This window comes from Oryzobacter terrae (genome assembly GCF_042756445.1).
Taxonomy (GTDB): domain Bacteria; phylum Actinomycetota; class Actinomycetes; order Actinomycetales; family Dermatophilaceae; genus Oryzobacter; species Oryzobacter terrae.
This window is the reverse complement of sequence record NZ_CP170578.1, coordinates 3004513-3027239: the sequence shown is the minus strand read 5'-3', so window position 1 is coordinate 3027239 and position 22727 is coordinate 3004513. Positions and strand designations below refer to the sequence as shown.

17 protein-coding genes and 3 rRNA genes are annotated in these 22727 nt (G+C 68.3%); 2 read left to right on the top strand and 18 right to left on the bottom strand.

The window, feature by feature from the left end:
• Positions 1-128: 128 nt before the first annotated feature.
• Both ACFWN3_RS14440 and truA read right to left on the bottom strand, forming a co-directional pair.
• Positions 129-1823 carry an ABC-F family ATP-binding cassette domain-containing protein gene (locus ACFWN3_RS14440; RefSeq protein WP_377640699.1) on the bottom strand — a complete coding sequence of 565 codons (1695 nt, stop codon included), beginning with the start codon at positions 1821-1823 and terminating at the stop codon, positions 129-131.
• Positions 1824-1857: 34 nt separating this feature from the next.
• Positions 1858-2700 carry a tRNA pseudouridine(38-40) synthase TruA gene (truA, locus tag ACFWN3_RS14435; protein ID WP_377645624.1) on the bottom strand — a complete coding sequence of 281 codons (843 nt, stop codon included), beginning with the start codon at positions 2698-2700 and terminating at the stop codon, positions 1858-1860.
• Between the two features lie 41 nt (positions 2701-2741).
• On the opposite strand from truA, the gene ACFWN3_RS14430 reads away from it, so the two are divergent.
• Both ACFWN3_RS14430 and ACFWN3_RS14425 read left to right on the top strand, forming a co-directional pair.
• Positions 2742-4031, top strand: a complete 1290-nt coding sequence (locus tag ACFWN3_RS14430; protein ID WP_377640697.1) for an MFS transporter — start codon at positions 2742-2744, stop codon at positions 4029-4031.
• 9 nt (positions 4032-4040) lie between these two features.
• Entirely contained in the window at positions 4041-4340 is a 300-nt protein-coding gene (locus ACFWN3_RS14425; RefSeq protein ID WP_377640695.1) for a DUF2087 domain-containing protein, read from the top strand.
• Between the two features lie 78 nt (positions 4341-4418).
• Here ACFWN3_RS14425 and rplQ read toward each other — a convergent pair whose 3' ends face one another.
• The 16 genes from rplQ to secY all read right to left on the bottom strand — a co-directional run bounded on the left by rplQ (position 4419) and on the right by secY (position 22575).
• Positions 4419-5159 (bottom strand): 50S ribosomal protein L17, encoded by a 741-nt coding sequence (gene rplQ / locus ACFWN3_RS14420; RefSeq protein ID WP_377640693.1) that lies wholly within the window; start codon positions 5157-5159, stop codon positions 4419-4421.
• Between the two features lie 36 nt (positions 5160-5195).
• Entirely contained in the window at positions 5196-6230 is a 1035-nt protein-coding gene (locus tag ACFWN3_RS14415; protein WP_377640691.1) for a DNA-directed RNA polymerase subunit alpha, read from the bottom strand.
• A 146-nt stretch (positions 6231-6376) separates the two neighbouring features.
• A complete protein-coding gene (rpsD, locus tag ACFWN3_RS14410) occupies positions 6377-6985 on the bottom strand; it encodes a 30S ribosomal protein S4 (RefSeq protein ID WP_377640689.1) in 609 nt (202 codons plus the stop codon).
• A 35-nt stretch (positions 6986-7020) separates the two neighbouring features.
• Complete coding sequence (gene rpsK / locus ACFWN3_RS14405; protein ID WP_377640687.1) at positions 7021-7425, bottom strand: 30S ribosomal protein S11; 405 nt, start codon at positions 7423-7425, stop codon at positions 7021-7023.
• Positions 7426-7487: 62 nt separating this feature from the next.
• The gene (gene rpsM, locus ACFWN3_RS14400) at positions 7488-7865 is read right to left on the bottom strand and encodes a 30S ribosomal protein S13 (RefSeq protein ID WP_377640685.1); all 378 of its coding nucleotides are present in this window, start codon (positions 7863-7865) and stop codon (positions 7488-7490) included.
• Positions 7866-8094: 229 nt separating this feature from the next.
• Positions 8095-8208, bottom strand: coding sequence for a 50S ribosomal protein L36 (rpmJ, locus tag ACFWN3_RS14395; RefSeq protein ID WP_006592630.1), 114 nt, complete (start codon positions 8206-8208; stop codon positions 8095-8097).
• Between the two features lie 32 nt (positions 8209-8240).
• On the bottom strand, positions 8241-8462 hold the full coding sequence (gene infA, locus ACFWN3_RS14390) for a translation initiation factor IF-1 (protein ID WP_006946284.1): 222 nt from the start codon (positions 8460-8462) through the stop codon (positions 8241-8243).
• 161 nt (positions 8463-8623) lie between these two features.
• Positions 8624-9637 (bottom strand): methylmalonyl Co-A mutase-associated GTPase MeaB, encoded by a 1014-nt coding sequence (gene meaB / locus ACFWN3_RS14385; RefSeq protein ID WP_377640682.1) that lies wholly within the window; start codon positions 9635-9637, stop codon positions 8624-8626.
• Positions 9634-11790, bottom strand: a complete 2157-nt coding sequence (gene scpA / locus ACFWN3_RS14380; protein ID WP_377640680.1) for a methylmalonyl-CoA mutase — start codon at positions 11788-11790, stop codon at positions 9634-9636. Before scpA ends, meaB begins: the two co-directional genes overlap by 4 nt.
• Positions 11787-13598, bottom strand: coding sequence for a methylmalonyl-CoA mutase subunit beta (locus tag ACFWN3_RS14375; RefSeq protein WP_377640678.1), 1812 nt, complete (start codon positions 13596-13598; stop codon positions 11787-11789). Before ACFWN3_RS14375 ends, scpA begins: the two co-directional genes overlap by 4 nt.
• Before the next feature lie 153 nt (positions 13599-13751).
• Complete coding sequence (map, locus tag ACFWN3_RS14370) at positions 13752-14606, bottom strand: type I methionyl aminopeptidase (RefSeq protein WP_377640676.1); 855 nt, start codon at positions 14604-14606, stop codon at positions 13752-13754.
• 105 nt (positions 14607-14711) lie between these two features.
• A 5S ribosomal RNA gene (gene rrf / locus ACFWN3_RS14365) occupies positions 14712-14828 on the bottom strand.
• Positions 14829-14935: 107 nt separating this feature from the next.
• Positions 14936-18065 (bottom strand): 23S ribosomal RNA (locus tag ACFWN3_RS14360).
• 419 nt (positions 18066-18484) lie between these two features.
• A 16S ribosomal RNA gene (locus ACFWN3_RS14355) occupies positions 18485-20019 on the bottom strand.
• The 16S, 23S and 5S rRNA genes sit together here, the layout of an rRNA operon.
• Before the next feature lie 688 nt (positions 20020-20707).
• A complete protein-coding gene (locus ACFWN3_RS14350; RefSeq protein ID WP_377640674.1) occupies positions 20708-21262 on the bottom strand; it encodes an adenylate kinase in 555 nt (184 codons plus the stop codon).
• The gene (gene secY, locus ACFWN3_RS14345) at positions 21262-22575 is read right to left on the bottom strand and encodes a preprotein translocase subunit SecY (protein WP_377640672.1); all 1314 of its coding nucleotides are present in this window, start codon (positions 22573-22575) and stop codon (positions 21262-21264) included. The genes ACFWN3_RS14350 and secY overlap by 1 nt, the downstream gene beginning before the upstream one ends.
• Between the last annotated feature and the right edge of the window lie 152 nt (positions 22576-22727).

Here is a 22727-nt window from a genome sequence, read left to right as displayed (position 1 = left end):
GTGCTCGTCGCGCGACCACGGCGGCGCGCAACCTGTGTCGAGGCTGGACGCTATCTGCGAAAACGCTTTACATCGAGCCCAGATCCGAAGAACCTTCGACGGCGGCCACCGGGCCGCCCGCGCACGGCTCAGCGTGGTCGCGCCACGCGCCCCTCGTCCCAGACCGGCTCGTCGGAGGCGACGACCCTGCCGTCCGCCCGGAAGACGAGGAAGCGGTCGAGGCCGCGGGCGAACCAGCGGTCGTGGGTCACGGCAAGCACCGTCCCCTCGAAGGCCGCGAGCGCGTCCTCGAGGGCCTCGGCCGAGTGGAGGTCGAGGTTGTCGGTCGGCTCGTCGAGGAGGAGCATCGTCGCCCCCGAGAGCTCGAGGAGGAGGATCTGCAGCCGGGCCTGCTGGCCGCCCGAGAGCGAGTCGAAGGTCTGCTCCGACGCCCGCGCCAGGCCGTACCGGTCGAGGGCGCGGGCCGCGACCTCACGGGGCATCCCGACGCGGTGGTCGTCGCCGCGGTGGAGGATCTCGAGCAGCGAGCGCCCGTGGAGGGCGGCGTGGTCGTGGGTCTGGGCGAACCACCCCGGGCGCACCCGGGAGCCGAGGACGACCCGACCCGTGTGCTCGACGGGCGCCGGCCGGATCTCGCCCACCGGCTCGTGCTCCTTGTCGGGGTCGGACCCCCCGGCGGCGAGGAGCCGGAGGAAGTGCGACTTCCCCGACCCGTTGCTGCCGAGGATGCCGACCCGCTCGCCGAACCAGATCTCGGCGTCGAAGGGCGCCATCAGCTGGCCGCCGTCGACGCGCAGCTCGAGCCCGGTGGCGACGGCCGCCCGCTTGGCGGTGCGGCCGCCGGTGAGGCGCATCGACACCTTCTGGCGCAGCGGGACCGCCTCGGGTGGGCCGGCCTCCTCGAACCGCCGCAGCCGGGTCTCGGCGGCCCGCAGGCGGGAGGCCATGCCGTCGTTGTAGGTCGCCTTCAGGCGGTACATGACGACGAGCTCCTTGAGCTTGACGTGCTCCTCGTCCCACCGCCGGAGCAGCTCCTCGAGCTTGGCGTTGCGGGCCGCGCGGGCGTCCTCGTAGGTGGAGAACCGGCCGGGGTGGACCCAGACGGTGTTGCCGCCCCGGCTCGGCTCGAGGGTCGCGATCCGGGTCGCGACGTGGTCGAGCAGCTCGCGGTCGTGGCTGACGAACAGCACGGTCTTCGGCGACTCGACGAGCCGTGCCTCGAGCCAGCGCTTGCCGGGGACGTCGAGGTAGTTGTCGGGCTCGTCGAGGAGCAGCACCTCGTCCGGGCCGCGCAGGAGCGCCTCGAGGACGACGCGCTTCTGCTCGCCCCCCGACAGGGTCGAGACCGGGCGCCACTGCGCCTTCTCGAACGGGGTGCCGAGGGCGGCGACGGTGCACACGTCCCAGAAGGTCTCCCAGTCGTACCCGCCGACCTCGCCCCAGTCCGAGAGGGCCTGCGCGTAGTCGAGCTGGTCCTTCTCGGACTCGCGCTCCATCATCAGCAGCTCGGTCCGCTCGACCTCGGCAGCGGCCGACCGGATCGCCTCGGGGGCCACCGACACGAGGAGGTCGCGCACGGTCGTGTCGTCGCGGACCTTGCCGATGAACTGGCGCATGACCCCCAGGCCGCCGCTGCGGGTGAGCGCGCCGTCGGAGGCCGTGAGGTCGCCGGCGAGGATGCGCAGGAGGGTCGTCTTCCCGGTGCCGTTCGGGCCGATGAGCGCGACCTTGGCGCCCTCGCCGACGCGGAGGTTGACCTCGCGCAGGAGGCGCCGCCCGTCGGGCAGCGAGAAGCTGACGGCATTGACGTCGAGGTGGCCCACGAGGATGCATCCTCCCCCGAGCAGGCCCTCGGGTTCACCCCAATTGCGGCAGGGTCCGCGTGGCGCGGGCCTCCTCGGCGCGCGTGGCGAGGTCGGCGTCGTCCGGGTAGACGACCTCCTCCAGGGACAGCCCGTGGGCCGGCATCACCGTGACCCTGGGGTCGCGCTCGCCGCCCGTGAGGACGCGCAGCGGCAGGTCGTCGGCGAACCGGCCCTCCCCCACCGGCACGACGGCACCCACCAGCGCGCGGACCATGCTGTGGCAGAACGCGTCCGCCTCGACACTGCCCTCGACGGTGCCGTCGGCGGCGCGGGTCCAGCCGTAGCGCAGGAGGGTGCGCACCGTCGTCGCGCCCTCACGGCGGCGGCAGAAGGCCGCGAAGTCGTGGAGGCCGAGGAGCCGCCCGGCGGCCGTGTCCATGGCGGCCACGTCGAGCGGTCCGCGGACGGCGACGGTGTCGTGGCGGCGGAGCGGGTCGGCGAGCGCGGGGTCGTCGCAGATCCGGTAGAGGTAGCGGCGGCGCACGGCCGAGAAGCGGGCGTCGAAGCCCTCGGGGGCGCGGCTCACGGCGCGGACCCCGATGTCGGCCGGCAGGATCCCGCGCAGCCGCGCGGCGGCGGCCTCCTCGGGGGTGCGGCCCGAGCGCCCCCGGACCCGCTGCCACGCCTCGTCCTCGACGTCGAGATGGACCACCTGGCCGCGGGCGTGGACGCCGGCGTCGGTCCGGCCGGCGACGGTGAGGCGGACCGGCTCGGTGGCGCGCAGCATCGTCGTCAGGGCCTCCGTCAGGGCCCCCTCGACCGTGCGCCGCCCCGGCTGCGCCGCCCATCCGGAGAAGTGCGTCCCGTCGTACGACAGGTCGACCCGGATCCGCAGCGTCACCGCGACAGCGTAGCCCCGGCCCGGGTGTCCGCCGGGTGCGCCGGGGGCGACCGGGGCACACTGGCCGGGTGAGCACGCGCCCCCCGACGACCACGAGCCGGCCCGTGCGCGACCACCGTCTCGCGGCGGCGGGGGCCTTCGCCGTCCAGGGGCTGCTGTTCATCGCGCTGACCCTGCGCCTGCCCCAGCTCAAGGAGCAGTTCGACCTCGATGAGCTCGAGCTGTCCGGGCTCATGCTCATGCTCGTCCTGCTCGCCGGGGTCGGCTCCGTCGTCGCCGAGGGCCTGGCCCGGCGCCGCGACAGCGCCGCCGCCGTGCGCACCGCCCTCGTGCTGCTCGCGGTCGGCACCGCCCTCGTCGGGGTCGCCACCGCCGGCGAGGGGACCCTGGCGGTCCTCGTCCTCGCGGTCGCGCTCTACGGCCTCGGCGTCGGGGCGAACGACGCCGCGTCGAACATGCAGGCGGTGGCCGTCGAGCACCGGGTCGGGCGCCCGGTCCTGCCCTCCTTCCACGCCGCGTGGACCGCCGGAGGGCTCCTCGCCACCCTCGGCGTCCTCGCCCTCGCCGGGCTGACCCACCCGGCCGCGCACGTCGCCCTCACCGCGCTGCCCGTCGCGCTGCTCGCGGCTCCCTTCCTGCCGCGCGACCACGGCGCGGAGGCGCACGACCCCACCTCGCTGGGTGTGCCGTGGCGCACCATCGCCCTCGTCGGCCTCGGCCTCGTCCTCTTCTACTCGGTCGACACCGCCGTCACCGCATGGGGACCGGTCTACCTCAGCAGCGACGCCGTCTTCACCGACCCCCCGACGTCCCCCGACCTCTACGCCCTCGCGACCCTTCCCTACCTCGTCGCCACCCTGCTCGCCCGCTCCGTCGGTGACGCGGCCACCGCACGCCTCGGGGCCCCGACGGTCGTGCGGGCCGGCGCCCTCACGGCGTTCGTCGGGCTCGCCGTCGTCGTGTTCGCCCCCGCCGCGACCTGGCCGGTGGCCGTCGCCGGGTTCTTCGTCGTCGGGCTCGGCGTCGCCGTCGTGGCGCCCCTGGCCTTCTCGGCGGCCGCCCGCGTCGCCGGCGCCGCCGGTGACGAGGCCGCCCGGCGCCGTCGGGTCGACGCGACGATCGCGCGGTTCAACCAGTTCAACTACGCCGGGGCGCTCCTCGGGTCGGTCCTCACCGGGGCGATCGGGACCACCACCCTGCGGGTCGGCTTCGCTCTCCCGATGGTCCTCGTCCTCGGGCTCGTCCCGCTCGCACGCCACTTCGCGGGCTCCCCCATGGCCACCCGCTCCGAGAACTCGCTCGCACCCCGGGCCGGCGCTCCGTAGCGTCGGGGCATGGACCGACCTGCCCTCCACGACGCCCTCGCCCACCGCGACACCGTGCTGCGCGCCTTCATCGACGCCCACGGGCGCCTGTCGAGCATCCCGACGAAGCTGTCGAAGCGCCTCGTCGTCCTCGACCACGTCAGCCAGGAGTTCGAGATCGGCCGGCGCTACACCGAGCCGGAGGTCAACGCGGTGATGCACCGCTTCCACCCCGACCACGCCGCCCTGCGCCGCTACCTCGTCGAGAACGGGTTCCTCGAGCGTCGCGACGGCGAGTACTGGCGGGCCGGCGGCACGACCGACGTCTGAGGGCGCGCGCCACCGGAACGCACGACGGCCCCCCTCCCGTGAGGGAGGGGGGCCGTCGCGTCGGTCGGTGAGGGAGGCTCAGGCCTCGTCGTCCTCGACCTGCTGCTTGGCGGCACCACCGGCCGGCTCGAAGCCGGCGGCCTCGGCGGCCTCGGCGTCGGCGAACCAGAACTCGGCGATGGTCTGGTCGAACCACTGCGAGCCCTCGACGTGGTACTTGCCCGAGTCGGCGTTGCCCTTGACGGTGTAGCCCTCGGGGGCCGAGCCGTCCTCGTTCGCGGCGACGGCGCCCGCGGGGAGCTCGACGACGGTCGACTCCTCGACGGCGGTCGTCTCCTCGGCGGCCTTGGTCTCGGCGGCGGCCTCCTTGGCCTCCTCCTGGGCGGCCTTGCGCTTCGCGTCGTCCTTGGACGCACGCTTGGTCGCCGCCTCGGCCTCCTTGACGGTGGCCTTCTTGGCGACGGGCTCGCGGACGAGCTCGATGACCGCCATGGGGGCGTTGTCGCCCTTGCGGGCGCCGATCTTCGTGATGCGGGTGTAGCCGCCGTTGCGCTCGGCCATGTCGGGCGCGATCTCGACGAAGAGACGGTGGACGACACCCTTGTCGCGCACGACGGTCATGACCCGACGACGGGCGTGGAGGTCACCGCGCTTGGCGAAGGTGACCAGACGCTCCGCGAGCGGGCGCAGGCGCTTGGCCTTGGCCTCGGTCGTGGTGATCGAGTCGTGCTCGAAGAGGGAGGTCGCGAGGTTCGCGAGGATGAGCCGCTCGTGAGCGGGGCCGCCTCCGAGACGGGGACCCTTGGTGGGGGTGGGCATTGCTGTTCTCCTTGGTCAGTACGCCGGGGGGCGTGGTCAGAGCTGCTCGTCCTCGGCGTACGCCGCGTCGTCCTCGCCCTCACCGAAGGTGAAGTCGTCGTACCGGTCGGCGATGAGGCTCGGGTCGAACCCGGGAGGGCTGTCCTTGAGCGCCAGGCCCATGCCGGCGAGCTTGGCCTTGACCTCGTCGATCGACTTCGCACCGAAGTTGCGGATGTCGAGCAGGTCGGCCTCGCTGCGCCCCACGAGCTCACCCACGGTGTGGATGCCCTCGCGCTTGAGGCAGTTGTAGGACCGGACGGTGAGGTCGAGGTCCTCGATCGGCAGCGCGAGGTCGGCTGCGAGGGCGGCGTCGGTCGGCGAGGGGCCCATGTCGATGCCCTCGGCCTCGACGTTGAGCTCACGGGCCAGGCCGAAGAGCTCGACGAGGGTCTTGCCCGCCGAGGCGAGCGCGTCACGCGGGGCCATCGAGTTCTTCGTCTCGACGTCGACGACGAGGCGGTCGAAGTCGGTGCGCTGCTCGACGCGGGTGGCCTCGACCTTGTAGGTCACGGTGAGGACCGGGCTGTAGATCGAGTCGACCGGGATGCGGCCGATCTCCTGGTCACCGGACTTGTTCTGCTGCGCCGAGACGTAGCCACGGCCACGCTCGACGGTCAGCTCCATCTCGACGGTGCCCTTGTCGTTGAGCGTCGCGATGTGCAGGTCGGTGTTGTGGATCTCGACCCCGGCCGGCGGGGCGATGTCGGCAGCGGTGACCGCGCCGGCGCCCTGCTTGCGCAGGTACATCACGACGGGCTCGTCGTGCTCCGAGGAGACGACCAGGCCCTTGATGTTGAGGATGATCTCGGTGACGTCCTCCTTGACCCCGGGGATCGTGGAGAACTCGTGGAGGACGCCGTCGATGCGCAGGCTCGTGACGGCGGCACCCGGGATGCTCGAGAGCAGGGTGCGGCGCATGGAGTTGCCGAGCGTGTAGCCGAAGCCGGGCTCGAGGGGCTCGATGACGAAACGGCTCCGGGACTCGGAGACGACGTCCTCGGAGAGGACGGGACGCTGTGCGATGAGCACGGTGATTCTTCCTTCCCACGGGCGACCGCTATATGACGCCCAGTGAAACGCGGGAGTCTCCTCCCGCCGGCGGCCTCACATCGGTCCGTGGGGCCACCCTCGGTTCGGGGTGCCGCGCGCCGACGGCGCGCGACACCCCTCCCCGGTCAGTTCTTCGAGTAGAACTCGACGATGAGCTGCTCGGTCAGCACGGTGTCGATCTGCGCGCGCACCGGGAGCTGGTGGACGAGGATCTGCAGCGTGCCGGGGACGACCTGGAGCCAGGCCGGGACCGGGCGGTCGCCGAAGGTCTCGCGGGCCAGCTGGATCGGGAAGCTCTCGACCGACTGCTTGCGCACCGTGATGATGTCGTACTGCTCGACCCGGTAGCTCGGGACGTCGACGCGCACGCCGTTGACCTCGAAGTGGCCGTGCGACACCAGCTGGCGCGAGTGACGACGGGTGCGGGCCAGGCCGGCGCGGTAGATGACGTTGTCGAGACGGGACTCGAGGATCGTCAGGATGTTCTCGCCGGTCTTGCCGGGGCGGTTGGCCGCCTCCTTGTAGTACCGACGGAACTGCTTCTCCATGACGCCGTAGGTGAAGCGGGCCTTCTGCTTCTCCTGCAGCTGGGTGAGGTACTCCTTCTCCTGGATCCGGCGACGGCCGTGCTGGCCGGGCGGGAAGGGACGGAGCTCGAAGTTCTTGTCACCGCCGACGAGGTCGGTCTTGAGGCGACGCGACTTCTTGGTGATGGGTCCGGTGTAACGGGCCATTGGTCTCTCTTACCTTTCGCGAAGTCTCGTGGCGCTCAGACGCGGCGGCGCTTGGGCGGGCGGACGCCGTTGTGCGGGCTGGGGGTGACGTCCTGGATCGAGCCGACCTCGAGGCCGGCGGCGGTCAGGGAGCGGATGGCGGTCTCACGACCGGAACCCGGGCCCTTGACGAAGACGTCGACCTTGCGCATGCCGTGCTCCATGGCACGACGCGCGGCGGCCTCGGCGGCGGTCTGCGCGGCGAACGGCGTCGACTTGCGCGACCCCTTGAAGCCGACCTGGCCGGCGGAGGCCCAGGCGATGACGGCCCCGGCGGGGTCGGTGATCGAGATGATCGTGTTGTTGAACGTGCTCTTGATGTGGGCCTGGCCCACAGCGACGTTCTTCTTCTCCTTGCGGCGCACCTTCTTGGCGCCCGCGGTACGGCCCTTGGGAGGCATGTGTTCTCTTTCCTACGAAGTCTTCGGAAGCGGGGGCAGCAGTGACTCGCGCGGGGCGCGCGTCACTTACCGGCCTTCTTCTTGCCGGCCACGGTGCGCTTGGGACCCTTGCGGGTGCGCGCGTTGGTCTTGGTGCGCTGACCGCGCACCGGGAGGCCGCGACGGTGACGCAGGCCCTCGTAGGACCCGATCTCCACCTTGCGGCGGATGTCCGACTGCACCTCGCGGCGCAGGTCTCCCTCGACCTTGAGGTTGTCGTCGATCCAGTCACGCAGGGCGACGAGCTGCTCGTCACCGAGGTCCTTGACGCGGGTGTCGGGGTTGACCCCGGTGGCCGCGAGGGCCTTCTGCGCGCTGGTGCGACCGACTCCGAAGATGTAGGTCAGTGCGACCTCGACGCGCTTCTCGCGCGGGAGGTCCACTCCAACAAGACGTGCCATCTGTGGATGGTTCCTTTTCTGTGGTCCGGAGGTCTGGAGCAGCCACCGATCCGGCCCATCCTGGTCCGGTCCTCGGCCTCCGGGCCGAGGGTGACGTCCCGCGCCCACCTGCGATGTCCAGGTGACCCGTCGGGGGTCGGGTGCTGCGTGCTGCATTCACGTGTGCGTGTGCTCGAAGTCCTGCGGACTCGTGCGGCCCCTCACGGGGCGGTGCTGCGTCTGACTCGCGTCAGCCCTGGCGCTGCTTGTGGCGCAGGTTCTCGCAGATCACCATGACCCGCCCGTTGCGGCGGATCACCTTGCACTTGTCACAGATCTTCTTGACGCTCGGCTGAACCTTCATGTCGCCTTTGCTGTCTCGTCGATGACTGTGTTCTAGCGGTAGCGGAAGACGATGCGGCCGCGGGTCAGGTCGTAGGGGCTGAGCTCCACCACCACACGGTCCTCGGGGAGGATCCGGATGTAGTGCTGACGCATCTTCCCGGAGATGTGCGCGAGCACCTTGTGACCGTTCGTGAGCTCAACCCTGAACATCGCGTTCGGGAGAGCCTCGACGATCGTGCCCTCGATCTCGATGACGCCGTCCTTCTTGGCCATACCCTCTCAATCCGCTGTTGGGCGACTCTTCGTGTGTCGATCCGCCCATGGAAATCGGCCCCGTGGAGTTCCACGCCTGGGACGCACCCATGCGGAGGACGCACACGTGACCGACGTTCAATGGTACGGGACGAGGCACCTGAGCACGAAATCGTCCCCGCTCAGCCGGGCTCCCCCGTGCCGCGGGCGCGCACGTCGTCCTCGAACAGGGCCAGGATGCGCGCCGCCCCGTCGACGGCGCTCACCTCGCCGTCGCGCACGGCCCGCTCGAGCTCGGCGCGCTGCTCGCGCACCGCCGCGCTGTCGCGCACGACGTCGGTGAGGTGCGCGTCGACCATCGCCCACATCCAGTCCTGCTGCTGGCGGGCCCGTCGCACCTCGAGGGAGCCCTCGCTCTCGAGGTGCTCGCGGTGCGCCAGGACCGCCGCCCACACCTCGTCCAGCCCGTCGCCGGTGAGGGCCGAGCAGGTGAGGACGGGGGGCCGGCGGGCGGAGGGGCCGGGCATCATCAGCCGCATCGCGCCGGAGAGCTCGCGGGCCGCCACGCGGGCCGCTGCCGCCCCGTCGCCGTCGGCCTTGTTGACCGCGATGACGTCGGCGAGCTCGAGGATGCCGCGCTTGATCCCCTGGAGCTGGTCGCCGGCGCGGGCCAGGGTGAGCAGGAGGAAGGTGTCGACCATCTCCGAGACCGCGATCTCGTTCTGCCCGACCCCCACGGTCTCGACGACGACCACGTCGTGCCCCGCGGCCTCGAGGACGAGCATCGACTCGCGGGTGGCGCGGGCCACCCCGCCGAGGTGGCGCCCCGACGGGCTGGGACGGACGAAGGCCGCGTCGCTCGCGGTGAGCTCGGCCATCCGGGTGCGGTCGCCGAGGATCGACCCACCGGTGCGGCGCGAGCTCGGGTCCACGGCGACGACGGCGACCCGGTGCCCCTGCTCGACGAGCCGCGTCCCGAGGGCGTTGATGAAGGTCGACTTGCCGGCGCCCGGAACCCCGCTGACCCCGACGCGCACGGCCCGTCCGGTGAGGTCGGCGAGGTCGGCGAGCAGCTCGCCCGCGAGGTCGCGGTGCTCCGGACGGGTCGACTCGAGCAGGGTGATGGCGCGGGCGACGTGCTGCCGCGAGCCGGCGCGCACGCCGGCCGCGAGGTCGGCGACGTCGACCGACCTCACCCGAGCCGCTCGCGCAGGTCGGCGACGAGCTCGACCGCGGCCCGGCTGATGACCGTCCCCGGCGGGTAGATGGCGTCGGCCCCGGCGGCGCGCAGCGCCTCGAAGTCCTGGTTCGGGATGACGCCGCCGACGACGATCATGAGGTCCTGGCGCCCGAGGGCGTCGAGCTCGGCGCGCAGGGCCGGCACGAGCGTGAGGTGCCCCGCCGCGAGCGAGCTGACCCCGACGACGTGGACATCGGCCTCGACGGCCTGCCGAGCCACCTCGGCCGGGGTCTGGAAGAGCGGGCCGACGTCGACGTCGAAGCCGAGGTCGGCGAACGCGGTGGCGATGACCTTCTGGCCGCGGTCGTGCCCGTCCTGGCCCATCTTCGCGACGAGGATGCGCGGGCGGCGGCCCTCCTCGCGCTCGAAGGCCTCGACGGCGTCCTGGGCCGCGCGGACGGTGGCGTCCTCCCCCGCCTCGGCGCTGTACACGCCCCCGATCGTACGGATCTGCGCGGTGTACCGGCCGAAGACCTCCTCCATCGCGGCGGACATCTCGCCCACGGTGGCCTTGACCCGGGCCGCGTCGATCGCCAGCGCGAGGAGGTTGGTGTCGGGCGAGCCGTCGGACCCGCTGCGCGCGGCGTCGGTGAGCCGCTGGAGGGCGGCGCGGGTGGCGTCCTCGTCACGCTCGGCCCGCAGCCGCTCGAGCTTGGCGACCTGGCTGGCGCGCACCGCCGCGTTGTCGACCCGCAGCACCTCGATCGGCTCGTCCTCGTCGACGGGGTAGCGGTTGACGCCGATGACGGGCTGCTGTCCCGAGTCGATGCGCGCCTGGGTGCGGGCCGCGGCCTCCTCGATGCGCATCTTGGGGATGCCGGCCTCGATGGCCGCGGCCATGCCGCCGGCGGCCTCGACCTCCTCGATGTGGGCCCACGCCCGGCGGGCGAGGTCGTGGGTGAGCCGCTCGACGTAGGCCGAGCCGGCCCACGGGTCGATGACGCGCGTCGTGCCCGACTCCTGCTGGAGGACGAGCTGGGTGTTGCGGGCGATCCGCGCCGAGAAGTCGGTGGGCAGCGCGATCGCCTCGTCGAGGGCGTTGGTGTGCAGGCTCTGGGTGTGGCCCTGGGTCGAGGCCATCGCCTCGATGCAGGTGCGCACGACGTTGTTGAAGACGTCCTGTGCGGTGAGCGACCACCCCGAGGTCTGGCAGTGGGTGCGCAGCGAGAGCGACTTGTCGTTCCTCGCCCCCTGGTCGCGCACGAGCCGGGCCCAGAGCAGGCGCGCGGCCCGCATCTTGGCGACCTCCATGTAGAAGTTCATCCCGATGGCCCAGAAGAACGACAGCCGCGGGGCGAACCGGTCGACGTCGAGGCCGACGGCCTGGCCCGCCCGCAGGTACTCGACGCCGTCGGCGAGGGTGTACGCGAGCTCGAGGTCCTGCGTCGCCCCGGCCTCCTGCATGTGGTACCCGGAGATCGAGATCGAGTTGAACCGCGGCATCCGCTGGCTGGTGAACGCGAAGATGTCGCTGATGATCCGCATCGAGGGCTCGGGCGGGTAGATGTAGGTGTTGCGGACCATGAACTCCTTGAGGATGTCGTTCTGGATGGTCCCGGTCAGCTGGTCCGGTGCGACGCCCTGCTCCTCGGCCGCGACGACGAAGAGCGCGAGCACGGGGATGACCGCGCCGTTCATCGTCATCGACACCGACATCCGGTCGAGCGGGATGCCGTCGAAGAGCGTGCGCATGTCGTAGATCGAGTCGATGGCGACGCCGGCCATCCCGACGTCACCGGTCACCCGGGGGTGGTCGGAGTCGTAGCCGCGGTGGGTCGCGAGGTCGAAGGCGACGCTGAGGCCCTTCTGCCCGGCGGCCAGGTTGCGCCGGTAGAACGCGTTGGACTCCTCGGCCGTCGAGAAGCCGGCGTACTGGCGGATCGTCCACGGCTGGGTCGTGTACATCGTCGGGTACGGGCCGCGCAGGTACGGCGGGGCTCCCGGGACGGTGTCGAGGAAGTCGAGGTCGGCGAGGTCGGCCTCGGTGTAGAGCGGCTTGACCGGGATCTGTTCCGGCGTCAGCCACTCCTGCGCCTCACCGGCCGGTTCGCTGCTCGCCGGGCGACCGTCGCCGAGGTCGAGGGTCGTGAAGTCGGGGACGGCGCTCATCGCGCTCCCTCCGTCTCGAGTCGGGTCAGCAGGTCGTCGAGGACGGCGACGACGTCCATCCCGTCGTGGAGCTCGCCGTCGACGAGGCCGGCGTCGTCACCGAGCTCGCGGGAACGGCCGGCGACGAGGACGTGCGTGGCGCCGGAGTCGCGCAGGTCGGCGACCGCCCGGGCGGCGTGCTCGGCGTAGCCCGCCCGGCTCGAGGCGATGACGGCCACGGTCGAGCCGGACTCGCCCGAGGCGAGACCGCCGGCGGCGAGGAGGTTGTCGACGAAGGTCTGGCGGGGGCCGAAGTCGCGCTGGGTGCCGAGGGTGCGGACCACGACCGTGGCGTGCGCGCCGAGGGCGCGGGCCCGGTCGCGCAGCTGCTCGAAGACCGCGGCGTCGCGCAGGGGCGGCAGTGCCTGCCCGGAGGGGGCGGCGACCCGACGTGGACGCCGCTCCAGCGGCGACTCCGCGGCGAGAGGGAACGTCGACACCCCGGTGAGCGGGGTGCGCCGGGTCGACAGCTCGACGGCGCGCTCGGCCGTCGCGGCGGAGACCCAGGAGTGGAGGAGCCCGTCCTCGAGGGCGGCGACGACGCCACCGGCGGCCTCGACCTCGCGGAAGCGGGTCCAGACGGCCGCGGCGACCTCGTCGGTGAGCGCCTCGAGGTACCAGGAGCCCCCACCGGGGTCGGTGACCCGCCCGACGTTCGACTCGTCGGCGAGGAGGATCTGGGTGTTGCGCGCGAGGCGGCGACTGAACCGCTCGGGGAGCCCGGCGACGGTGTCGTAGGGCAGCACGGTGACGGCGTCCGCTCCCCCGACGCTGGCCCCGAAGGTCGCGAGGGTCGAGCGCAGGACGTTGACCCACGGGTCCTCGCGGCTGAACATCCGCAGGCTCGTCACCGCATGGGTGCGGGCGCCCCGCCGTTCCTCGGGCACGCCGCACGCCTCCCCGACCCGGGCCCACACGCGCCGCAGCGCCCGCAGGGCCGCGGCCGTGAGGAACTGGTCGGCGGTGGTGGGCACGCGGAACTCGAGGTGCGCGAAGGCGGCCGCCGGCGCGACCCCCGCGGACTCGAGGTGGCGCAGGTAGGCGATCCCGGTGGCCACGGCGACGGCCAGGGCGTCCACCTCGGTGGCGCCCGCCTCGTGGAGGACCCGGGCGTCGACGGTGACGGCCCGCCAGCCCTCGCGCTGCTCGGCGAGGTGGACGAGCGCCGCGAGGCTCGACAGGTCGGCGGTGGCTCCGGTGCGGATCGCCGCCCCCACCGGGTCGATGCCGAGGTTGCCGCCCACCGAGGGGGAGTCGCCGACGTGCTCGTGGAGGGCCAGGGCGGCCGCCGCCTGGTCGGCGGTCGCCGAGACGACGACGGGCGCGAGGTCGAGGCGGACGTCGGCGAGGACCTCCCCGAGGTCCGCGGCCGCGATGCCGTCGTCACCGACGTGGACCCACACCGAGGTGACGCCGTGCTCGAGGTCGTCGAGGACGGCGGCGCGGGAGCGGGCGGGGTCGGGGTCGTCGTGGAGCTGGCGCACGTCCCACGGCAGCGTCCCGTCGCGCAGGGCGACCCCACGGGTGAACGGCATGGCGCCGGGGACCCCGAGGGCGCGCTCCTCGCGCAGGTACAGCGGGGCGACGTCGAGCCCGCCCGCCAGGGTGCGGTGGAGGGCCAGCTCCGCGGCCGGCCCGTCGAGGCGGTCGTCCTCGGCGCGGGTCTTGTTGAGGACCGCCGCCGCGAGCTCCTGCCACGCCTCGCGGTCCTGCACCGCGAACCCCGAGGCGAGGGCCTCGGGACCGTTCGCCACCGACCCGTCCGTCATCGTGCTCCCTTTCGGTCGCGCACCGCCTCGTGCCGACCGTGCGCCGGACCCACCCTAGCCGCGCGCACGGAGGTCACCGGCGAGAGATCGAGCACACCGCGGGCACGCTGCTGTTGGGCCGGCCGCGGACCGGCGGGACGACGTCGTCGCAGGTCAGGCGGGGTCGATGGCGACGTAGGGCGCCCCGAGGGCGCGCAGCCGCTCCTCGCCACCGTCGACGGCGGTGAGGACCGTGAGACCGCCCTCCGTCGCGGCGACGGAGTGCTCCCAGTGGGCGGCACGCGAGCCGTCGCGCGTGGCCACGGTCCAGTCGTCGTCGAGGACGGTGCTGTCCTGGTCACCGAGGACGACCATCGGCTCGATGCAGATCGTCGTGCCGTCGACGACCTTGGGGCCCTTGCCCGAGACGCGGTAGTTGGGGACCTGCGGGTCCATGTGCATCGAGGTGCCGATGCCGTGGCCGACGTAGTCCTCGACGATGCCGTACTCGCGGCCCCGCCGGGCGCCGGCGTCGGTCAGGCTGTCCTCGACCGCGGCCCCCACGTCGTAGAGGCTCGACCCGACCTGGAGCGCGAGGATGCCGGCCCACAGCGAGGCCTCGGTGTCCTCGATGAGCTCGAGGTCCTCGGCACGCGCGGCCGCGGGTCCGCCGACGACGAGGCTCACGGCGGCGTCGCCGTTCCACCGGCCCACCTGGGCGCCGCAGTCGATGGAGAGCAGGTCGCCCTCGACCAGCACCCGCTCACCCGGGATGCCGTGGACGATCTGCTCGTTCACCGACGTGCACAGCGTGTGGCGGTACCCCGGGACGAGCTGGAAGTTGGGGACGCCACCGTGCTCGCGGATGTGCGCCTCGGCGAGGGCGTCGAGCTCGAGGGTCGTCATCCCCGGCCGCACCGCGGCGACGAGGAGCTCGAGGGTGCGGCCCACGAGGAGGCCGGCGGTACGCATGCCGGCGAGCTGCTCGGCGTCCTTGCCCTCGCAGCGGTCGCGGTTGAACAGACCCATGGTGGTGAACCCTACTTCTCGTCCTGGTCACGGTGGAATGCCTCGTCGACATTCATGGAACGCAAAAGGGGAGGGCGTGTGGGCCCTCCCCTTTTGGGAATGTTTGTCCGGCTGCGTCCTACTCTCCCACACCGTCACCAGTGCAGTACCATCGGCGCTGAAGGGCTTAGCTTCCGGGTTCGGAATGGGACCGGGCGTTTCCCCTTCGCTATGACAGCCGAAACTCTATGGAGATATGTGGGTGTGTCTCACCCCGGGTGGGGGGTGGTTCCCGTCCGTATCTCGGGAACTGCACAGTGGACGCGAACACGCTTTGAATTCTTTGGGTGTGTATCAAGTTGTCGGCTTATTAGTACCAGTCAGCTGCATGCATTGCTGCACTTCCACGTCTGGCCTATCAACCCGGTAGTCTAGCCGGGAGCCTCTCACACCTGATGGTGCATGGAAACCTCATCTTGAAGCGTGCTTCCCGCTTAGATGCTTTCAGCGGTTATCACTTCCGAACGTAGCTAATCAGCGGTGCCCTTGGCAGGACAACTGACACACCAGAGGTTCGTCCAACCCGGTCCTCTCGTACTAGGGTCAGCCCTTCTCAAGTTTCCTACGCGCACAGCGGATAGGGACCGAACTGTCTCACGACGTTCTAAACCCAGCTCGCGTACCGCTTTAATGGGCGAACAGCCCAACCCTTGGGAGCAACTCCACCCCCAGGATGCGACGAGCCGACATCGAGGTGCCAAACCATGCCGTCGATATGGACTCTTGGGCAAGATCAGCCTGTTATCCCCGGGGTACCTTTTATCCGTTGAGCGACGGCGCTTCCACAAGCCACCGCCGGGTCACTAGTTCCGACTTTCGTCCCTGCTCGAGATGTCTCTCTCGCAGTCAAGCTCCCTTGTGCACTTACACTCGACACCTGATTGCCAACCAGGCTGAGGGAACCTTTGAGCGCCTCCGTTACCTTTTAGGAGGCAACCGCCCCAGTTAAACTACCCACCAGGCACTGTCCCTGATCCGGATCACGGACCGAGGTTAGATATCCAGAACGACCAGAGTGGTATTTCAACGTTGACTCCACCGACACTGGCGTGCCGGCTTCACAGTCTCCCACCTATCCTACACAAGCCGTACCGAACACCAATACCAAGCTATAGTAAAGGTCCCGGGGTCTTTCCGTCCTGCTGCGCGTAACGAGCATCTTTACTCGTAGTGCAATTTCGCCGAGTTCGCGGTTGAGACAGTGGAGAAGTCGTTACGCCATTCGTGCAGGTCGGAACTTACCCGACAAGGAATTTCGCTACCTTAGGATGGTTATAGTTACCACCGCCGTTTACTGGGGCTTAAATTCTCAGCTTCGACCCGAAGGTCTAACCGGTCCTCTTAACCTTCCAGCACCGGGCAGGCGTCAGTCCGTATACATCGTCTTGCGACTTCGCACGGACCTGTGTTTTTAGTAAACAGTCGCTTCTCCCTGGTCTCTGCGGCCCTTTCCCCTAGGACGTGAAGTCCTTCAAGGTCTGGGCCCCCCTTCTCCCGAAGTTACGGGGGCATTTTGCCGAGTTCCTTAACCACGATTCACTCGATCGCCTTGGTATTCTCTACCTAACCACCTGAGTCGGTTTGGGGTACGGGCGGCTCGAACCTCGCTAGAAGATTTTCTTGGCAGCATAGGATCACCCTGCTTCCCGCATACGCGGTCACTATCAGGTCTCAGGATATGTGTGACACGGATTTGCCTATGTCACTCCCTACACCCTTGGACGTGGACAACCATCGCCACGCGGAGGCTACCTTCCTGCGTCTCTCCATCGCTTGACTACTACCAGCTCGGGTCGCGCGCTCCACCGGCGATGTCACCCCCTCGAAAGGAGGCAACGAAGTGCCGGCTTCAGGCGCTTAGCATCACGAGGTTCGTCATGGGCGGTTCTTCGCCGGTTCCGGAATATCAACCGGATGTCCATCGACTACGCCTGTCGGCCTCGCCTTAGGTCCCGACTTACCCAGGGCAGATTAGCTTGACCCTGGAACCCTTGGTTATTCGGCGGACGGGTTTCTCGCCCGTCATTCGCTACTCATGCCTGCATTCTCACTCGTGTGGCCTCCACGGCTGGATCACTCCGCCGCTTCCCTGGCCACACGACGCTCCCCTACCCATCAACACGCTTGGACCACGATCCCTCAGGAGTCGTGGCCGGGCAATGTGTCAATGCCACAGCTTCGGTGGTGTGCTTGAGCCCCGCTACATTGTCGGCGCGGAATCACTTGACCAGTGAGCTATTACGCACTCTTTAAAGGGTGGCTGCTTCTAAGCCAACCTCCTGGTTGTCAATGCAACTCCACATCCTTTCCCACTTAGCACACGCTTAGGGACCTTAGATGGTGGTCTGGGCTGTTTCCCTCTCGACTACGGAGCTTATCCCCCGCAGTCTCACTGCCACGCTCTCACTTACCGGCATTCGGAGTTTGGCTAACGTCAGTAACCTGGTGAGGCCCATCGGCTATCCAGTAGCTCTACCTCCGGTAAGAAACACGTGACGCTGCACCTAAATGCATTTCGGGGAGAACCAGCTATCACGGAGTTTGATTGGCCTTTCACCCCTACCCACAGCTCATCCCCTCAGTTTTCAACCTAAGTGGGTTCGGCCCTCCACGACGTCTTACCGTCGCTTCAGCCTGGCCATGGGTAGATCACTCCGCTTCGGGTCTAGACCCAGCGACTCTGTCGCCCTGTTCGGACTCGCTTTCGCTACGGCTTCCCCACACGGGTTAACCTCGCCACTGAGCACTAACTCGCAGGCTCATTCTTCAAAAGGCACGCCGTCACCCCACAAGGAGGCTCCGACGGATTGTAGGCACACGGTTTCAGGATCTATTTCACTCCCCTCCCGGGGTACTTTTCACCTTTCCCTCACGGTACTTGTCCGCTATCGGTCACCAGGGAATATTTAGGCTTAGCGGGTGGTCCCGCCGGATTCACACGGGATTTCTCGGGCCCCGTGCTACTTGGGATGGTTCTCTGGAGTGCACGCCATTTCGTCTACGGGGGTCGCACCCTCTGTGCCGGGCCTTTCAATGCCCTTCGACTATGACGCACATTTCTGACTCCATGCCAGCGTGTCAGCACTGACTGAGAAGTCCCACGACCCCGCATCTGCAACCCCTGACAGGTATCACACAGATACGGTTTAGCCTGATCCGCTTTCGCTCGCCACTACTCACGGAATCGCGGTTGCTTTCTCTTCCTGTGGGTACTGAGATGTTTCACTTCCCCACGTTCCCTCTACCCACCCTATGTGTTCAGGTGGGAGTGACTGGACTTGCCTCCAGCCGGGTTTCCCCATTCGGAAATCCTCGGATCACAGTCTGGTTATCGACTCCCCGAGGCTTATCGCAGATTCCTACGTCCTTCTTCGGTTCCTGGTGCCAAGGCATCCACCGTGTGCCCTTAAAAACTTGATGCACAAAGATTTTAAGATGCTCGCGTCCACTGTGTAGTTCTCAACATACGGGCGGCACCTTCGCCCACACCGGCGCCTACCGAGCCCAACAGCTCGACGGTTCGCACGAGGCAAAGGTCCCAACCACACCACCCCACCCCCACACGGGGAGCCGGCCGGCACGGCCTGAAAAGCAACGGCAACCACCCCCACCCACAAGGCAGGAGCGGCCGGCCGAGCCCTCAGGACCCAACAACGTGTCAGGCACCGCCACCCTCCCCGACCCCGTTCCACACCCCCCGAAGAGGAGCTGTACTAGGTGCCGGCAAGACCAAGCGGTGCCAAATAATCGATGTTCCACCCTTGAGCACCCGGTGCCCCACGAACGGGGACAAACCAGGGCCTGGACCGACCCCAAGAGGGTCGGCCAGCGCTCCTTAGAAAGGAGGTGATCCAGCCGCACCTTCCGGTACGGCTACCTTGTTACGACTTAGTCCCAATCGCCAGTCCCACCTTCGACGGCTCCCTCCCACAAGGGGTTGGGCCACCGGCTTCGGGTGTTACCGACTTTCGTGACTTGACGGGCGGTGTGTACAAGGCCCGGGAACGTATTCACCGCAGCGTTGCTGATCTGCGATTACTAGCGACTCCGACTTCATGGGGTCGAGTTGCAGACCCCAATCCGAACTGAGACCGGTTTTTTGGGATTCGCTCCACCTCGCGGTTTCGCAGCCCTTTGTACCGGCCATTGTAGCATGTGTGAAGCCCAAGACATAAGGGGCATGATGATTTGACGTCATCCCCACCTTCCTCCGAGTTGACCCCGGCAGTCTCCCATGAGTCCCCAGCACCCTAAAAGGGCCTGCTGGCAACATGGAACGAGGGTTGCGCTCGTTGCGGGACTTAACCCAACATCTCACGACACGAGCTGACGACAACCATGCACCACCTGTGTACCGACCTTGCGGGGCACCCATCTCTGGATGTTTCCGGTACATGTCAAGCCTTGGTAAGGTTCTTCGCGTTGCATCGAATTAATCCACATGCTCCGCCGCTTGTGCGGGGCCCCCGTCAATTCCTTTGAGTTTTAGCCTTGCGGCCGTACTCCCCAGGCGGGGAACTTAATGCGTTAGCTGCGGCACAGATCTCGTGGAATGAGACCCACACCTAGTTCCCAACGTTTACGGCGTGGACTACCAGGGTATCTAATCCTGTTCGCTCCCCACGCTTTCGCTTCTCAGCGTCAGTAGTGGCCCAGAGACCTGCCTTCGCCATCGGTGTTCCTCCTGATATCTGCGCATTTCACCGCTACACCAGGAATTCCAGTCTCCCCTACCACACTCTAGTCTGCCCGTACCCACTGCAAGTCCGGGGTTGAGCCCCGGATTTTCACAGCAGACGCGACAAACCGCCTACAAGCTCTTTACGCCCAATAATTCCGGACAACGCTCGCACCCTACGTATTACCGCGGCTGCTGGCACGTAGTTAGCCGGTGCTTCTTCTGCAGGTACCGTCACTTTCGCTTCTTCCCTGCTGAAAGAGGTTTACAACCCGAAGGCCGTCATCCCTCACGCGGCGTCGCTGCATCAGGCTTTCGCCCATTGTGCAATATTCCCCACTGCTGCCTCCCGTAGGAGTCTGGGCCGTGTCTCAGTCCCAGTGTGGCCGGTCGCCCTCTCAGGCCGGCTACCCGTCGTCGCCTTGGTGAGCCACTACCTCACCAACAAGCTGATAGGCCGCGAGCCCATCCCAGACCGAAAAACTTTCCACACCATAACCATGCGGCTCGGTGTCGTATCCGGTATTAGCTCCGGTTTCCCGGGGTTATTCCAGAGTCTGGGGCAGGTTACTCACGTGTTACTCACCCGTTCGCCACTGATCACCCAAGAGCAAGCTCTCAAGATCACCGTTCGACTTGCATGTGTTAAGCACGCCGCCAGCGTTCGTCCTGAGCCAGGATCAAACTCTCCGTTGATGTATTCAATCCCCCACCCGAAAGCAGGGAAAACAACTACACCCCGTAAAGGGTTCAAACCCCGGCTGAGCACAAACAACCAGCAAAAAAATTCACTGCTTGTCCGTCATCAACCAAAGGATAAAATCGTGCACCACCCCCACCCCACCACCACAACGGCGACAAGACGAGAACGACGCGACGAGGTAAAACTTGGCATCGATTTTTGACACGCTGTTGAGTTCTCAAGGATCGGACGCGCACCAACGACCCGCTCGTTTCCGAGCTGCATCGTCGGGGCTTGTACCGCTTGGATGTCCCTCCGGCTTCCCAGAAGGCAACCGGACGAACGTACCCGCGTCCACACTTGGGCGTCAAATCCGGTGCCGCTCTCACGGTGTCCGGCTCGATCGCGCTTGGTTCTTCGCGGGTGCCCCACTCTACCAGCCTGGTGGGCCGGCCCCAAAACGGGCGGTGGGTGCCAACCTGGGGCCCGGCCTGCTTGGGACCGAGAGCTCGTGAGAACCCGGTCGCTTGGCGTCCGTTCCGCCCTCGCGGGCTGACGTCGAGAACAGTAGACGACGACCCGCACCTGCTCCAAATCCGCTCCCCCGGGCGCGGCCCCGCCCCGTCGTCCCCCTGCCGGGATGCGGAACGGCCCCCGTCGCGTGCTGCGACGAGGGCCGTTGCCGGTGGGTGCGAGGCGCGCTCAGGCGAGGGCGGCGAGGATGCGCGCCGTCACCTCGTCGACCTCGCCGAGGCCGTCGACCTCGACGAGGAGGCCGCGCTCCCGGTAGGTGTCCGACAGCGGCTTGGTCTCGCGGTGGTAGATGGCCATCCGCTCCCGGATGACCTCCTCGGTGTCGTCGGACCGGCCGTCGGTCTCGGCCCGCTTGAGCAGGCGGCCGACGACGGCGTCCTCGTCGACGGTCAGCTCGAGGACGTGGTCGAGCGGGGTGCCGTCGAGCATCGCGTCGAGGGCGTCGACCTGGGCGAGGGTGCGCGGGTAGCCGTCGAGGAGGAAGCCGCCGGCGCAGTCGTCCTGCGCGAGCCGGTCCTGGACGATGGCGTTGGTGACCTCGTCGCTGACGTAGCCGCCCGAGGCGAGGATCTCCTTGACCTGGAGTCCGAGCTCGGTCTCGTTCTTGATGTTCGCGCGGAAGATGTCACCGGTGGAGATGGCGGGGATCGCGAGGTTCTCGGCGATCCGGGCCGCCTGGGTGCCCTTGCCGGCACCCGGTGGTCCGAGGATGAGGAGTCGCATCAGCGGAGGAACCCTTCGTAGTGCCGCTGCTGCAGCTGCGCCTCGATCTGCTTGACCGTCTCCAGGCCGACACCCACGATGATGAGGATCGAGGTGCCGCCGAAGGGGAAGTTCTGGTTCGCGTCGACGAGGACCAGCGCGATGAGCGGGATGAGCGAGATCAGCGCGAGGTAGATCGCGCCGGGCACGGTGATCCGGGTCAGGACGTAGTTGAGGTACTCGGCCGTGGGTCGCCCGGCGCGGATACCTGGGATGAAGCCGCCGTACTTCTTCATGTTGTCGGCGACCTCGGTCGGGTTGAACGTGATCGACACGTAGAAGAACGTGAAGAACAGGATGAGGCCGATGTACAGCGCCATGTAGTACGGGTGGTCGCCCCGCACGAGGTGGGCGTTGATCCAGTCGACCCAGCCCGCGTTGTTGCCGTCGGGGCGGGTGTTGAACTGCGCCACGAGGGTCGGCAGGGCGATGAGCGAGCTGGCGAAGATGACCGGGATGACACCGGCCATGTTGACCTTGAGCGGGATGTAGGTGGAGGTCCCGCCGTAGACCCTGCGCCCCACCATCCGCTTGGCGTACTGCACGGGGATGCGCCGCTGGCTCTGCTCGACGAAGACGACGAGCGAGATGACGACGAAGCCCATGAGGATGATGCCGAGGAAGATCGTCCAGCCCGAGCGCTGCTGGATGGCCCACAGCGAGCCGGGGAAGCTGGCCGCGATCGACACGAAGATCATGAGCGACATCCCGTTGCCCACGCCCTTGTCGGTGACCAGCTCACCCATCCACATGATGACGCCGGTGCCGGCGGTCATCGTGAGGACCATGATGAGGATCGTGACGACGGAGTCGTTGATGAGGATGTTCGTGCACGCGGGGTTCCCGAAGAGCGTCTGCGGGTTCTGCGCGAAGGTGATGAGCGTCGAGGACTGGAGCACCGCGAGACCGATGGTGAGGTAGCGCGTGTACTGCGTCATCTTCGTCTGACCGGCCTGGCCCTCCTTCTTGAGGGCCTCGAACCGTGGGATCACCACGGTGAGCAGCTGGACGATGATGCTCGCCGTGATGTACGGCATGATCCCGAGCGCGAAGATCGACAGCTGGAGCAGTGCTCCGCCGCTGAAGAGGTTCACCAGCCCGAGGAGCCCGTTGCTGTTGTCGGCGCCGTCGATGCAGCGCTGGACCAGCGGGTAGCTCACGCCGGGAGCCGGCACGTGCGCGCCGAGGCGGTAGATCACGATGATCGCGAGCGTGAACAGCAGCTTCCTGCGCAGGTCGGGCGTCTTGAACGCGCGGCCGAATGCGGTGAGCACAGGTCCTCCAGGGGGTGCGGCCCGATGGGTAGGGGCCGCGTCGTCAATGAACCGTCACAAGATACCCGTCGGCGCCGGGATGGCCGGTACCGAGGGCGGAACGACGTGACGCCGCAGGGTCGGTTCCCGGGGTCTCCCGGGTCCCGACCCTG